17 protein-coding genes are annotated in these 13,600 nt (G+C 71.0%); 7 read left to right on the top strand and 10 right to left on the bottom strand.

All coding sequences use genetic code 11. The annotated features are described in order from the left end of the window. The coding region (locus Pta02_RS37375; RefSeq protein ID WP_203879749.1) for a hypothetical protein at window positions 1-352 on the top strand (352 nt) is incomplete at its 5' end. A 54-nt stretch (window positions 353-406) separates the two neighbouring features. Here the strand turns inward: Pta02_RS37375 and Pta02_RS37370 are convergent. Then, the gene (locus Pta02_RS37370) at window positions 407-1,339 is read right to left on the bottom strand and encodes a WD40 repeat domain-containing protein (protein ID WP_203879748.1); all 933 of its coding nucleotides are present in this window, start codon (window positions 1,337-1,339) and stop codon (window positions 407-409) included. A 245-nt stretch (window positions 1,340-1,584) separates the two neighbouring features. Between Pta02_RS37370 and Pta02_RS37365 the strand changes: the two genes are divergently transcribed. Next, a complete protein-coding gene (locus tag Pta02_RS37365; RefSeq protein ID WP_203879747.1) occupies window positions 1,585-2,583 on the top strand; it encodes a hypothetical protein in 999 nt (332 codons plus the stop codon). Between the two features lie 142 nt (window positions 2,584-2,725). Here Pta02_RS37365 and Pta02_RS37360 read toward each other — a convergent pair whose 3' ends face one another. Continuing rightward, complete coding sequence (locus tag Pta02_RS37360) at window positions 2,726-3,487, bottom strand: phytanoyl-CoA dioxygenase family protein (RefSeq protein ID WP_203879746.1); 762 nt, start codon at window positions 3,485-3,487, stop codon at window positions 2,726-2,728. A 142-nt stretch (window positions 3,488-3,629) separates the two neighbouring features. Further along, on the bottom strand, window positions 3,630-4,586 hold the full coding sequence (locus Pta02_RS37355) for a radical SAM protein (RefSeq protein ID WP_203879745.1): 957 nt from the start codon (window positions 4,584-4,586) through the stop codon (window positions 3,630-3,632). Between the two features lie 281 nt (window positions 4,587-4,867). Between Pta02_RS37355 and Pta02_RS37350 the strand changes: the two genes are divergently transcribed. The 4 genes from Pta02_RS37350 (at window position 4,868) to Pta02_RS37335 (ending at window position 7,039) form a co-directional block, all read left to right on the top strand. Further along, the gene (locus Pta02_RS37350) at window positions 4,868-5,563 is read left to right on the top strand and encodes a DJ-1/PfpI family protein (RefSeq protein WP_203879744.1); all 696 of its coding nucleotides are present in this window, start codon (window positions 4,868-4,870) and stop codon (window positions 5,561-5,563) included. A gap of 43 nt (window positions 5,564-5,606) precedes the next feature. Beyond that, window positions 5,607-5,933, top strand: coding sequence for a DMT family transporter (locus Pta02_RS37345; RefSeq protein WP_203879743.1), 327 nt, complete (start codon window positions 5,607-5,609; stop codon window positions 5,931-5,933). Between the two features lie 162 nt (window positions 5,934-6,095). After that, window positions 6,096-6,656 carry a GNAT family N-acetyltransferase gene (locus tag Pta02_RS37340; RefSeq protein ID WP_203879742.1) on the top strand — a complete coding sequence of 187 codons (561 nt, stop codon included), beginning with the start codon at window positions 6,096-6,098 and terminating at the stop codon, window positions 6,654-6,656. A 59-nt stretch (window positions 6,657-6,715) separates the two neighbouring features. Next, window positions 6,716-7,039 carry a DUF952 domain-containing protein gene (locus Pta02_RS37335; RefSeq protein WP_203879741.1) on the top strand — a complete coding sequence of 108 codons (324 nt, stop codon included), beginning with the start codon at window positions 6,716-6,718 and terminating at the stop codon, window positions 7,037-7,039. Between the two features lie 115 nt (window positions 7,040-7,154). Here the strand turns inward: Pta02_RS37335 and Pta02_RS37330 are convergent, their stop codons facing one another. From Pta02_RS37330 to Pta02_RS37310, 5 genes are all read right to left on the bottom strand, one after another. Continuing rightward, window positions 7,155-7,958 carry an ABC transporter permease gene (locus tag Pta02_RS37330; RefSeq protein ID WP_203879740.1) on the bottom strand — a complete coding sequence of 268 codons (804 nt, stop codon included), beginning with the start codon at window positions 7,956-7,958 and terminating at the stop codon, window positions 7,155-7,157. A 4-nt stretch (window positions 7,959-7,962) separates the two neighbouring features. Beyond that, window positions 7,963-8,721, bottom strand: coding sequence for an ABC transporter permease (locus Pta02_RS37325; RefSeq protein WP_203879739.1), 759 nt, complete (start codon window positions 8,719-8,721; stop codon window positions 7,963-7,965). Between the two features lie 3 nt (window positions 8,722-8,724). Then, window positions 8,725-9,630 (bottom strand): ABC transporter ATP-binding protein, encoded by a 906-nt coding sequence (locus Pta02_RS37320; protein WP_203879738.1) that lies wholly within the window; start codon window positions 9,628-9,630, stop codon window positions 8,725-8,727. Window positions 9,631-9,765: 135 nt separating this feature from the next. Next, a complete protein-coding gene (locus Pta02_RS37315) occupies window positions 9,766-9,945 on the bottom strand; it encodes a DUF6203 family protein (protein WP_203879737.1) in 180 nt (59 codons plus the stop codon). Window positions 9,946-10,093: 148 nt separating this feature from the next. Continuing rightward, entirely contained in the window at window positions 10,094-11,062 is a 969-nt protein-coding gene (locus Pta02_RS37310; RefSeq protein ID WP_203879756.1) for a tyrosine-type recombinase/integrase, read from the bottom strand. Window positions 11,063-11,300: 238 nt separating this feature from the next. On the opposite strand from Pta02_RS37310, the gene Pta02_RS37305 reads away from it, so the two are divergent. Beyond that, a complete protein-coding gene (locus Pta02_RS37305) occupies window positions 11,301-11,552 on the top strand; it encodes a hypothetical protein (protein WP_203879736.1) in 252 nt (83 codons plus the stop codon). A gap of 69 nt (window positions 11,553-11,621) precedes the next feature. Here Pta02_RS37305 and Pta02_RS37300 read toward each other — a convergent pair whose 3' ends face one another. Next, window positions 11,622-12,218 (bottom strand): CBS domain-containing protein, encoded by a 597-nt coding sequence (locus Pta02_RS37300; RefSeq protein WP_203879735.1) that lies wholly within the window; start codon window positions 12,216-12,218, stop codon window positions 11,622-11,624. Between the two features lie 210 nt (window positions 12,219-12,428). Further along, a complete protein-coding gene (locus Pta02_RS37295) occupies window positions 12,429-13,481 on the bottom strand; it encodes a zinc-dependent alcohol dehydrogenase family protein (protein ID WP_373872437.1) in 1,053 nt (350 codons plus the stop codon). Between the last annotated feature and the right edge of the window lie 119 nt (window positions 13,482-13,600).

Below are 13,600 nucleotides of genomic sequence, written 5' to 3'. Positions count from 1 at the left end.
GAAGAACGGGCAGACGAGCGGCGGCACCGTCACCGGCGCGATCACCTTCAAGGAACTGCGCAAGTCCTCCCGCTGGTTCGGCCACTCATCCCACAGCTCCTGGGGCGATGACACGAAACTCTCCTACACCCTCACGCTGACCCGGGCGGGCCTGATCGGCAGAGTGCAGAGCACCTGCACCCTGGCCGGGGGCCCGGACGAAGTGGTGGGCAAGACCTTCCACGTCGACACCCGCTACGACCGGTGGGGCGACAAGGCGTCGATCAAGGCGTCGATCAAGGCGCCGGACCGCCGTGAGACGACCACCGAGCTGTGTGTCGAGGGTGTGTGCAACTGGCGCCTTCCGAGCTGACGCGGCCCGCGCGTGAGCGGCATGCCGTACGGCGCGCAGGCGCGGCCGGTGTGATCAGAGGTCGGGCAGCCCGGCGATGACGTCGATCTCGTCACGTGAGCGGTTCGTGAAGGTGTCGAGCACGCGCATGTCGTCGCTGGCCCTGCGCCAGCGGAAGGTGGTGAGGTCTCCGTGGGAGCTCTCGGTCACTCTGGTCAGGAGGTCGAGGTTGCCGGCCCGGTCCCACAGCAGCCACCGCCCCTCCTCACCGAAGGGGATCTCCAGCGGAGCCTCGGCCGGGCGGCCGGTGGCCAGGTCGACGAACCGGATGCGGTGGGTTCCGTCCCGGCGGTGTCCGCGGTCGATGTAGGCGATCGTCGTGCCGTTCATGTGGAGCGCGCCCGGGGGCGTGCGGACCTTGCGCACCACGCTCCAGTCGGCGGTCGAGTACACCACGACCGTGTTGTCGCCCTCGTAGGCGAGCAGATAGGCGTTGTCGGGGCTGAAGCTCCACGGGACCCGCAGGGCGGGCAGCGGGTGCGTCCGGCCGGTGACGGTGTCCAGCACCCGGCGCGGCTCGAGATGATCGCCTCGCAGGGTGACGAAGCGCCCGCCGGGTGAGAGGCCGATCTGCAGGGGGAGCTCTACGGGCCACTTGATCCCCGGTACGGCGCGCGCGACGCCGGTGGTGACGTCACGCACGACCAGGGCGCCGTCCTTCAGACGGAAATAGGCAGCCTTGCTGCCGTGCGGCGACAGGGCGAAGGGCGCCCGGGCCCCTCTTCCCGGCCCGGTGAACACCCGGGCCTCCTTCAGGCGGATCACTTTTCCGTTCCTCAGCGACAGCCGCCACGGCGCGCAGACGTAGTACTCCTCGTCCTCACCCAGACAGCTGTCGTCGGCGTAGCGGACGAAGTCCTTCCTGGCCGTCGCGTCCACCGAGGACCCGGAGACGGCCGACAGCGTCACCGCGAGAGCAAGAGCCCCCCATCGCCATGTGCGCCGCATCGCCGCCCCTTGATCGCCGAAGTTGGTCCGATTATCCATCGCGCAATCTGGGAGAAGAACCGCCCGCCGTACCACCGGATCCTGTGGGAGGCGCGGCGGCCGTGGGCCGGGGACGTCCCCCCCGGGCGGGACGGGCGGCTGCGATCCGGGTGCCGGCGCCGCACCGTGCGAGGTCCTGTCGTGCTGTCCTGTCGTGCTGTCCTGTCGTGCTCTGACAACCGTTGTGCTCGTCTGAGGAGACGCCCATGGCGCAAGACCACATCGTCGCGGCCCCATCGGACAGGCCCGGCCGGCCGGTGGCGCAACCCGCCGCGGCGGCCACCTCCGTCTTCGTCAACGGCGCTTTCCCGCGCAGGCGCGGGCTGATCATCCTGGTCGGCAGCCTGGTGGGCTTCCTGCTGACCGTGGTCTGGTCGGCGGAGTTCGTCGACCAGACCATCGGCGACAACGTCGCCAACACGCTGCTGGGGCACGACGCCAAGCAGACACCGATCGCCGGCATCGCCGCGGGCATCGCCTTCGCCTTCGTCAGCGGGCTGGCCGGGTCGTTCACGGCCTGCAACATCGCCGCGTTCGGCGCGGTGGCGCCGATGCTGGGCGGCGTCGGGAGCCGGTGGGGCCGCCTGGTGCACACGCTCAAGCCACTGGGCTGGCTGGCGGTCGGCATGACGGTCGTCTCGGCGCTCTACGGGGCGCTCGTCGGATTCGTCGGCACCGCCATGCCGCAGTTCTCCACCGCGCAGAACGTGCCCGGGTCTCTGTCGCCGCGCGGCATCCAGTCGATGGTGGTCTACGGGGTGATCGGCCTGGTCATGATCTACATGGGGCTGGCCGCGCTCGGCCTGGTGCCCGACCCGTTCGCCCGCCTGTCGCGGCGCTTTCCCAACGCCCCGATGGTGTTCATGGGCGCGCTGATCGGCGCCTTCCTGATCGGGCGGCCGTTCCCGCTGTTCCGGCAGATGTTCCGGGACGCCGCCGAGAGCGGCAACCCGCTGTACGGCGCGGCGGCCTTCGTACTGCAGTCGCTGGGCAACATCCTCATCATGGCGGTGCTGTTCGTCGTCCTGTCCTATGCCGCCGGCAGCCGGCTGCAGCGGTGGCTGACGGCCAAGCCCTCCCGCATCGCCGCGCTGACCGCCGTGTCCCTGATCGTGGCCGGGGTCTTCACCTTCCTGTACTGGGACGTGCGCATGCTCGCCCGGCGGGAGATCATCCCGTGGTATCCCACGGCGCCGTGGTCGTGAGGCGGCCCATACCCTTCGTGAATCTACATTGTAAAGCCAGGGTCGGGGGAAACGCCGAAGATCGGAGAAGGAACCGCGTCGTCTACGGCGGTCTCACCGCCCAGGAGGCGATTCTCGAGAAGAACCGCTGAACGAAGCCCGATCAGGCCAGGCCCAGGCCGAGCCGTATGGCCTGCTCGACGGGGGAGTGGGCGCCGTCGGGGCGGTCGAGCTCCAGCGGCCCGGTCGGCAGCAGGGGAGGCTGGGACATGAACCGGGGCCGGGTGCCGGTGTGCTCCTGGGCGGCGTGCACCAGGAACGGGTGGCACACGAACACGTCCCCGGCCCGCCCGGTGGCGTGCACCACGGGGCGGTGGGCGCTGGCGGCCTCCACCAGCGGGCCCAGCTCGAAGAACTCCACGCCCTGCTCGCCGTGCGGCTGCAGCAGTTTGGGCACGTCCAGGTGGGAGCCGGCGCGGATGCGGGTGGGGGCGTCGTCGGGTCCGACGTCGGAGAACAGCAACAGCAGCAGCAGCGCCCGGCCCTGCGAGCGCAGGTTGACACCGTAGGTGCCGTCGCCGCGGTCGATGCTTGCGTCGATGTGCCAGCCGCGGTCGTCGTCGGGCGGGTTGACGGGGAAGCGGATGGGGAAGACGCCTGCCTCGCGGCGCGGCACCCAGCGGCCGGGCCCGACGAGGGTGTCGAAGGCCTCGTGCAGGGCCGGGGCGTTGACCGCCTGATCGAAGACCGGGCTGCCGCTGTGGTCCATGGCCCACACCACCGGCTTGGTCCAGCCCGCGGGGTCCTCGGGGCTCAGCCCGATCTGCTGCCACAGGATCTGACGGCCCCGCTCGGCCAGCTCCGCCGGGAACGCGCTTTCCATCTTGACGAAGCCGTCGGCGAGGAACCGTTCGATCATCTGCATGCCCGCACGTTAGGCCGCCCTCCCGGCCCCTGTCGAAAGGTTTTCCGCGCCGGACTTTGAAATCTACATTGTAAAGCCGATGGGATTGTGAAACCCATCGAAAAGCAGGCACCCCGGCAGCGAAGGGGAAGGGGGCCGGGCCTCAGATGAGGAACAGCTGGCGGGCGGCGGCCTCGGCGGGCTGGGCCGGGGGGCGGCCGGTCTGCAGCCCGTAGCGGGCGGCCAGGGCCTGCACCTGGGCGGTGAGGCGGGTGACATAGCCGGAATCGGCGTCGGGGCCCTTGCCGTACAGCTCCTGATAGCGCGCCACGAGGCCGGGGTGGCGTTCGGCGAGCCAGGACAGGTACCACTCGCGGGCGCCGGGCGGCAGGCGCAGCACGCGGGGGGACAGGCTCAGGGCTCCGGCGGCGGCGATGCGGCGCACGGTGGCGGTCAGCTGGTCGGGGGAGTCGGTCAGCAGCGGAAGGATCGGCGCCATCGCCACGCCGCACGGCACACCGCGCTCACTCAGCTCCGCCACCAGTTCCAGGCGCTTTTGCGCGCTGGGCGCGCCCGGTTCGACGGCGCGCCGGATCTGGTCGTCGACGAAGGCGACCGAGACCATCACGCCCGCTCCGGGCAGGTCGGCCAGCAGGTCGGCGTCGCGCAGGATCAGCGGGCTCTTGGTGTGCACGGTGAACTCGGCCCCGGCCTCGGCCAGCGCGCCGGTCAGCGAGGGCATGAGCTTGTAGATCTCCTCGGCGTGCTGGTAGCAGTCGCCCGACAGGCCCACCGAGATGTGGCCGCCGTCCCACTTGCCGGTCAGTTCGGCGCGCAGCCGCCGGACGATGTCGGTGCGCACGACGATCCGCGAGTCGAAGTCGGTGCCGGTGTTCAGGCCCAGGTAGCGGTGGCCGCGCCGCGCCGAGCAGTAGCGGCAGGCGTGGGCGCATCCGCGGTAGGGGCTGAGCGCCCAGCCGTCGGCGACCGCCTCAAGGGCGGTGCGCGCCTTGACCTCGTAGCAGGTCAGCGCGCCGTGGACCCGGGTCACCGCGGTGCGTTCGATGCGGGGCCGGGTGTCGGGGGCCGCGGCCAGCAACGCGGGGGAGTCCCATCCCATGCGGATCAGTGGAACACGCTTTCGACTCCGCTCGCAAGGGCTTCGCGGTGATGGGGGTGATCGTGTCGTCGCGGTGGAGGCGCGGGCGCCCCGGTCCGGATCCCTGCGATCCGCAGGTCGCCGCGCGCTTGCGGGCCCCGGGGCGGCGCAGGGGAGCCGGGGCGGGATGCCGGGGTCGGCGGGAAAAGACAGGGCGCCCAAGAATCCGGACCGGCGCGCGGCCGCGGCTCGCGCCCCGGCGGCGGGCCCGGCCACGGTGGGGAGGACGAGAGGAGATTTCCGTGAGGACCGTCGCGTTCGTGCTCTATCCCGGGATCACCGCCCTGGACCTGGTCGGCCCGTTGCAGGTGATGTCGGTTTTCGCTGCCTTCGATCCCTCCTGGCGCATCGTGGTGGCCGCCGAGGCCCGCCGGGCGATGCCCACCGACACGCCGCTGAGTCTGGCGCCCAGTCACACCTTCGAGGAACTGGAGAAGGAGGAGGCGCCGTACGCGGTCATCGTGCCCGGCGGGGTGGAGCCGACCTTCGCGGCGATGGCCGACGATCGGCTGCTGGAGCGCATCCGGTTCGCCGCGCGGCGGGCGGAGGTGATCGGCTCGGTGTGCACCGGCTCGCTGTTGCTGGGGGCGGCGGGGCTGCTGCGGGGCCGGCGCGCCACCACCCACTGGGCGGCCCTGGAGCTGCTGGCGAGGCTGGATGCGGTGCCGGTCGGCGAGCGCGTCGTACAGGACGGTCCCGTCGTCACCGCGGCCGGGGTCTCGGCCGGCATCGACATGGCGCTGGCGCTGGTGGCCCGGCTGGCGGGTGAGGAGATGGCCCGCACCGTCCAGCTCATGATCGAGTACGACCCGCAGCCGCCGCACGGGCCCATCGACTGGCAGGCGGTCGACCGGCCCGCGCTGGCGCCGCTGGTGATGAGCACGCTGACGACGGCGCTGGCCGGCCACCCCCGGCTGCTGGAGCGTCTCACCTCCTAGACTTGGATGCCCGTACGGGTTCGTTTGGGAGAGAAGTCCATATATGGCCTGGTTTATGCTGGCTGGTGCGATCGTCGCGGAGGTGCTGGCCACCTCCGCGCTCAAGCTCAGCGAGGGCTTCACCCACAAGGGCTGGTCGCTGGTGGTGCTGGCCGGGTACGGCACCGCCTTCTACCTGCTGTCGCAGGCGCTGAAGCTGCAGATGGAGGTCGGCGTCGCCTACGCGGTGTGGGCCGGGGCCGGTACCGCCGCCATCGCCGCGATCGGCGTGCTGTTCCTCGGCGAGACCATCTCACTCGCCAAGATCGCGGGAATCGTCCTGATCATCGGCGGGGTGCTCGTGCTCAACCTGGCCGGGGGCGCCCACTGACCGCCCGCGGCGCCGCCGGGGCGTGATGCGTGGCGGCGCCGTATGGCCGGGGAGGAGACGTCCGGGCCGCGGATGCGGGAACGCGCGGGAACACCGGTGTGGAAATATCAGTGTGGAAATATCGCATCGCCTGCCACCTTTGCCCTGTCCTAGGCTGGCCGGGTGCTGAAGCCTGAATACCCGATCCGCACCGAACGCCTCCTGCTGCGCCCCTACACCCCCGACGACCTGGAGGCCATGTACGCCTTCCAGTCGCTGCCCGAGGTCACCCGCTATCTGTACTGGGGACCCCGTGACCGCGAGCAGGTCCGTCAGGCTCTGGAGATCAAGCTGTCGCAGACGCAGCTGCTGGAGGAGGGCCAGGCCCTGGCGCTGGCCGCGGAGGTCGCCGACACCGGGGAGGTCATCGGCGACGGGCTGCTGTTCTGGCACAGCCGCGTGCACCGCTCCGGCGAGATCGGCTACGTCTTCCACCCCGGCCACCACGGCAAGGGGTACGCCACCGAGCTGGGCCGGGTCCTGCTGAGGCTCGGCTTCGAAGGACTGGACCTGCACCGGATCACCGGGCGCCTGGACGCCCGCAACACCGCCTCGGCCCGGGTGCTGGAGCGGCTGGGCATGCGCCGCGAGGCTCACCTGGTGGAGAACGAGTGGGTCAAGGACCAGTGGACCGACGAGCTGGTCTACGCGATCCTGCGGCGCGAGTGGCAGGCCCGCGACTGACGGGCCGATCCCCCGGGGGACCTCTCCGGCCGACAGGCCCGGCCGGGCACACTGGTCCGGTGACGATTTTGCACCTGGCGCTGAGCGCCGACTGGGACCGGGCCCGCGCCGCGGGGGAGTATCGCATCTCCACGCTGGGCCGCACCCTGGAGCAGGAGGGCTTCATCCACGCCTGCGCCGACCACGTCCAGCTGGCCGGTGTGGTGAGGCGGTACTACCGCGACGTCACCGAGCCGCTGACCCTGCTGACCGTCGACCCCGAAGGGCTGGACGTGCGCCTGGAGGTGCCCCCGGGCGCCGCCGAGGCCTTCCCGCACATCTACGGGCCCATCCCCGTCTCCGCGGTCCTCTCCGCCACCCCGTTCACCCTTCCCCCTCCCTGAAATCCCCGGTCTCCCCCTTCCGCGCGCTCAGCGGCTCTGCCGCCTGTCCTTGAGAGACGACCCGGCACGGAGGATCACCCAGAGCAGGCCGGCCTGCATCAACCCGCCGGCCGGCTCACACGCACAGGGTGCGCTGGATGCGCCGGGCCGCGAAGACCAGGCCCGCGGCGCCCATCGCCAGGAGATACGCCGTGTTGCCCAGCAGCCCCCAGCTCAGCTCGCCGATCGCCAGGCCCCGCACCAGCTCCACCGCGTGGTACAGCGGTGTGGCCGCCACCAGGATCTCCATCGCCGCCGGGTAGTCCTGCACGGGGGAGAACGTCCCGGAGAACAGGAACAGGGCGAACTGCCCGGTGGTGAGCATGTCGAAGTCCTGCCAGCCGCGCATCAGCGTGCTGATGGCCATCCCGACGCCGCCGAAGGCCAGGCCCACCAGCAGCGTCGCCGGCAGGGCCGCCAGCGCCCACCCCGGTGAGGTCAGTCCCAGGGCCACCATCACCACCAGGAACGCCCCGGTGTAGACGGAGCTGCGCACCAGCGCCCACGACAGCTCGCCCAGCGCGATCTCGAACGGCTTGACCGGCGTGGCCAGGATCGCCTCGAAGGTCTTGGCGTACTTCATCTTGAAGAAGAAGTTGAACGTCGTCTCCGACAGCGCCCCCGACATCGCCGAGACCGCCAGCATCGCCGGGGCGACGAACTGGGCGTATTCGATCACCCGCCCGTCGGGCAGGGTGATCGGGCCGACCAGCGCGCCCACCCCGATGCCGATCGACAGCAGGTACAGCAGCGGTTCGAAGAAGCCCGAGAGCAGGACCAGCCAGTAGGACGGGCCGCTGCGCAGCGCCCCCACGTTGCGGTTGATCACCGCGCCGACCCGGGAGGGGGAGATCCGGGCGGCCAGCATCGTGGTAACCATGGCCTCAGTCCTGAAGTCGCTTGCGGAAGGCCGTCATGGCCCACGCCAGCCCGGCGACGGCGAACAGCGCCAGGCATCCCACATGGAGCGCCGCGGGCCACGGGGGGGCGACGCCCAGCGTCGCGGCCCGGCTCAGCTCCACCCCGTGCCACAGCGGCGAGAGGTAGGCCAGCAGGCGCACCGGCTCCGGCAGCTGGTCCACCGGGAAGAACACCCCGGCGAACAGCGTCGAGGGGATCATGACGAACCGGAACAGCAGCGCGAAATAGCTGTCGTGCTCGATGCTGGCGGCGAAGGCCGTCACCGGCGCCGCCGCGGCGACCGCCACCAGTGCGGCGATCAGCGGTGTGAGCGCGGCCCACGGCGAGTGCAGCGCCCCGAACAGGCCGGTGACGCCCAGGAACACCACTGCGGCGATCTCCACGCGGAACAGGATGTAGAGCATCCAGCCGGCCACCATGTCGTGGACCTCGACCGGGGTGGCGCGCATGGCGTGGTAGGCCCGCACCCACTTGAAGTCGCCCAGCACCGAGTAGGTCGACTCGCCGATCGCCATCTGGAAGGCGGTGGAGGCCATCACCCCCGGCACGATCCACGCCAGGTAGTCGACCCCCTGGATCTGGCCGACGTAGCCGCCGACCCCGATGCCGATGCTGATCAGGAACAGCACCGGCAGGATGAAGGAGGAGAACACCGAGGCCCGCCACAGCCGCCGGTACAGATGAAGGTGCCGCTCCAGCACGGCCACCGTCGGATGGGCCATGGCTCAGTCCACCAGCGTCCGGCCGGTCAGCTGCAGGAACACATCCTCCAGGGAGGATCGGCGCACCAGCACGCTGGAGGGGGTCAGCCCGCGGCGGTGCACCTCGTTGACGGCGGCGTCGCCGTCGTCGGCGTAGAGCAGGATGCGGTCGGGCAGCGGGTCGATGCGGCCGATGCCCTCCAGCTTGCCGGTGTAGTCGACCTCGTCGGTGAAGCGCAGCTCGACGACCTCGGGCGTGGAGTAGGTCTCGATCAGCGAGCGCGGCGAGCCCTCGGCGACGATGCGGCCGCCGTCCATCACCACCAGCCGGTCGCACAACTGCTCGGCCTCGTCCATGTAGTGCGTGGTCAGCACCAGTGTCGTGCCCTGCTGCTTGAGCCGGAACAGCCGCTCCCACAGCAGGTGGCGCGCCTGCGGGTCCAGGCCCGTGGTCGGCTCGTCCAGCAGCACCAGGTCGGGGGCGTTGATCAGCGCCCGTGCGATCGTCAGGCGCCGCTTCATGCCGCCCGACAGCGGCTCGACGGTGCTGGTGGCCTTCTCCTGCAGCTGCACGAACTCCAGCAGGTTCTGCGCCCGGCTGCGCGCCTCCGACTTCGACAGCCCGAAGTAGCGGGCGTAGGTCGTGAGGTTCTCCCGGACGTTGAGATCCGGGTCGAGGTTGTCCAGCTGCGGGCACACCCCCAGCCGCGCGCGGATGCGCGAGCCCTCGCGCACCGGATCCATGTCCAGGATGCGCAGCTCACCGGCCGTCGGCATCGACACGCAGCTGATCATCCGCATGGTCGAGGACTTCCCGGCCCCGTTGGGTCCCAGGAACCCGAACGCCTCGCCCGGCGCCACATCCAGATCGATGCCGTCGACCGCGGTGAAGTCGCCGAAGCGTTTGATCAGGCCACGCGCGTGGATCATGGATTGTTGAGACACGCCCGCGACCGTAACAGACCCCTCCGACAATTCCGCAAACGGTTTTCGGGGCGGGGGAGGGGCCCGGCGCGCGGGGTGCGGCAGGAGACACGGCAGGCGGGCGGGAGGGAAACCCCCTGCTCAGACGCGGACGCGGGATCTGCGGCCCGAGCTCATCTGCCGCAGCGCCTGCGCCTCGCGCGCCTGGCGGGCCCGCCGCTTCCTGCGCCGTCCCAGCAGCCAGCCGGCGCCCAGCACCGCCATGCCGAATGGAGTGCGCGCCAGCCACCGGGTCGCCATGAGTTTGAGGAACTTGTTCATGACGTCCTCACCTGCCCGCCAGGGCCGATGCCATGCCCGCCACTTATAAATCTATATTGTAAAGGCGAGTCCTCTGTTCGACCCACCAAGATCAAAAGCCTGGAGAAGCACAACGGCGGAAGAAGGGCGCGCATCCCCAGGAGATCGGTCAGCTTTCCAGGCGGCCGAGCACCTCGTAGGCCGGGTTGCCCCGGGCGGCCCGGCGCACCTCGCGGGCGGTGGAGGCCACATACGCCTGGCCCGTGACGATGGAGGAGTGGCCCAGCAGTTCCATCAGCTCGTGCGCCGAGGCGCCCCGCTCCGCCAGGCGGGTGGCGAACTCGTGGCGCAGCGCGTGCACCAGCGTGCCCTTCTGCACCCGGTCGTGGACGCCGGCGTGGCGGTAGCACTGCCGTACCAGATACTGCAGGCCGCCCCGGCGCAGCGGCCGGTTGGCGGTGTCGACCAGCAGCGCCGCCGAGCGGGGCAGCGTCGCCAGTCCGAAGCGCTCCAGTCTGCTGTGCAGATAGCGCTCGAGGAGGTGCTCGATGGGCGCTTCGATCGGCAGGGAGCGGGATTTGCCGCCCTTGCCGACGACCTGGATGCGGCGGTCGCCGGGGGAGCCGCCGATGGAGCCCAGGGTCAGGCTCAGCAGTTCGGCCGAGCGCATGCCCGTCACCAGGGCCAGGGCCAGGACCGCCAGGTCGCGCTCGATCCAGGGGTCGCGGGCTTTGCGGGCTCCGGCGGCGATGCGTTCCAGCAGCGTCGCCGAGGCGCTGCCGTCGCCCAGCAGCGGTTTGGGGGCTTTGGCCGGTTGCCTGGGGCGGGGTACGGCGGCCATGGGGTTGCCCGCCAGCATCCTCTCGGCGACGCAGAAGGTCAGGAACTGGTTCCAGGCGCTCCAGGCGCGGTTGACGCTGGCCGGTGAGCGCGGGCCCGCGAAGTCGGCGAAGGCCGTGCGGATGAGGCGTCCCGACAGCCGGCGCACCTCCAGGTCGGCGGGTGCGAGCGCGGCCGCCGCGGCGGCGATGCCGGTGACGGTGCGCAGGTCGCGGCTGTAGCCGGCGATGGTGTGGGCCGAGAGTTTCTTGGCGCGCAGGGAGGACAGGAACTCCTCGACGGCCTCGGGGACGCGCATGAGCACCAGTGGGTCGTGGGCGGCGGTTTCCTGGGCCGTGGGGGCGGGCTCCTGGTGACGCATAGGTGAAATTATGCGTACGCAACGGATCCTGCAGGAGGGCGACACGCCTGGGAGGGGTGGAACGGCCGGCCCCGGTGAACCCGGTGAGCAGGGGACGGGTCCGGCGTGGGCCGTCATCCCGGGATGCTTCGCCGTGCTACAGACACCGGCCGATCGGCGGGGCTATCCTCGTGCCATGGCGGACATGATCAGAATCGTCGTGCTGACGGCGGTCGTCGTGATTGCGATCATCGGTTTGATCTGGTTCGCCGTCCGGCTGGCGCACCGGCCGCGTAACACCCTGCTGGGCGGGGCGTTGAGTCCGGAGCTGGTCAGCAGGGCGCGGGAGATCAAGGAGAGCGGCCAGTTCGATGAGGCGGTCTTCCTGATCCGTGGTGAGACGGGCATGAGTCAGCGTTCCGCCGCCCGCCTGGTGCGCCGCCTGTGAGGGTGCGCGCCTGACGGGCGTCCCGGCGGGTGTCCGCCTGTCGCCGGGACGCGTGCGTGCGGGGTGCGGTTATGCCAGGTGGCGTACGCGCACGATGCCGGGGACGGTGCGCACGATGAGGTCGGCGATCTGGTCGTGGTGTCCGCCCGCGTGGCCGCGTAGTTCCGCCACTCCCTGGCGTACGGCGACCTCCCAGCTGGGCCCGAACGGGTACTGCTCGGCCAGTGCCGCCAGGGCGTCGGCGCGCAGGTCCTCGTCGGGGCGGGCGAGCACGGCCATGAGGTCGCTGCGGCTGACCATTCCCACCACCTGGTCCTCGGCGACCACCGGCAGGCTCTTGATGCGTTTGACGACCAGCAGGTCCACCAGTTGTGTGGCGTCGGTGGAGGGGGTGACGGTGACGACCTCGCGTGTCATCACCTCCGAGACCCGGTAGGGCGGTGGTGTGGCGTGTTCGGGTACGGCGCGCACGGTGGCGCGCGGATCGGGCTGGAACTCGCCCTGCAGCAGGTCCATTTCGCTGACGATGCCCACCAGTGCTCCGGACTCGTCCAGGACGGGGGCGGCGGTGATGCCCTCGGCGTACAGCACCCGTACCGCTGTGCGCACCGGGTCGGTGGACAGGACCGTGATGGCGGGGCTGGTCATGACCTCGCGTACCAGCATTACCGGTTCCCTTCGATCATGTCCGTGTTCCGGGCCGGGCCGGATGCGTCCGGTCGTCCCTCACCGATCGCGCTTTGGCCGATCTCGCCGTGCTGCACGCGCATCGCCTCCCTCGTGGCATCGTCGTGTCCTCCATACCCCACCCCCACATACCGGCATATATCAGTACTTCTGGTCAACCGGCGACACGGCCCGATGCGGCTCGGCTCTTCATCCGGAGTCCTTCACCCGCAGTACGGCCGCGCCGGTGACGCGGCCGGCCGCCAGATCGGCCAGGGCCCGGTCCGCCTCGCCGAGGGCGTAGGGGGTGGTGCTCACCCGCAGGGGATGACGGGCGGCGAAGGACAGCAGCTCGCGCCCGTCGGCGCGGGTGTTGGCGGTGACGCTGCACAGGGTCCGCTCGTTGAACAGGTGCCTTTGGTAGTCCAGCGCCGGGATGTCGCTGAGGTGGATGCCCGCCACCGCCAGCGTGCCGCCGCGCTCCAGCGCCTGCAGGGCCACCGGTACCAGGTCGCCGACGGGCGCGAACAGGATGGCGGCGTCCAGCGGCTCGGGGGGAGCGGCGTAGGCCTCGCCGGCCGAGGCCGCCCCCAGCTCCAGGGCCAGGCGCCGGGCCTGCTCCGAGCGGGTCAGCACGTGGACGGTGGCCCCCTGCGCGAGCGCGACCTGGACGGTCAGGTGCGCCGAGGCGCCGAACCCGTAGACGCCCAGGCGCCCGCCCCGGGGCAGTTGCGCGCGCAGCAGCGCCCGGTAGCCGATGATCCCGGCGCACAGCAGCGGTGCCAGCTGCTCGGCCGGCGGCCCGTCGGGCAGCACGTAGACGAAGTCCTGCGGCGCCGTCAGGTACTCGGCGTAGCCGCCGTCGGCGTCCCAGCCGGTGTAGCGCGAGTCCGGGCACAGGTTCTCGGCTCCGCGGGCGCAGTGGAGGCATTGGCCGCAGGTGCCGCGCAGCCACGCCACTCCCACCCGGGTGCCGGGGGCCGGCTGCTCGGTCCCCGCCCCGCAGGCGACCACCCGTCCGACCACCTCGTGGCCGGGGACCGTCCGCGGCCGGTGGGGGAGCAGGTCGCCTTCGGCCAGGTGGAGGTCGGTACGGCAGACGGCGCAGGCCTCGACCTCGATCAGCACTTCTCCGGGGGCGGGGTGGGGGACGGGCAGGCGTACGCGTCGCAGGGGAGCGGTGGCCATGGGGCCGGGCCGCCGTACCACCCATGCCGTCATCGTCGGCGCGGCCGTTCGCCGATCCCCGGAGGTCGGGCTCACCCGGTCAGGGTATCCGGCGGCCGTGCCGTGCCGGAAGGACGATCCCCCTTTTATTAATCTACATCGTAAAGGCCATCGCATTTGTCAAAAACCAGACAGACAGTACAAAAAACAGCAGC

Source organism: Paraplanobispora takensis (genome assembly GCF_016863195.1).
GTDB classification, from domain to species: Bacteria; Actinomycetota; Actinomycetes; order Streptosporangiales; family Streptosporangiaceae; genus Planobispora; species Planobispora takensis.
This window is presented reverse-complemented; position numbering and strand designations above follow the sequence as displayed.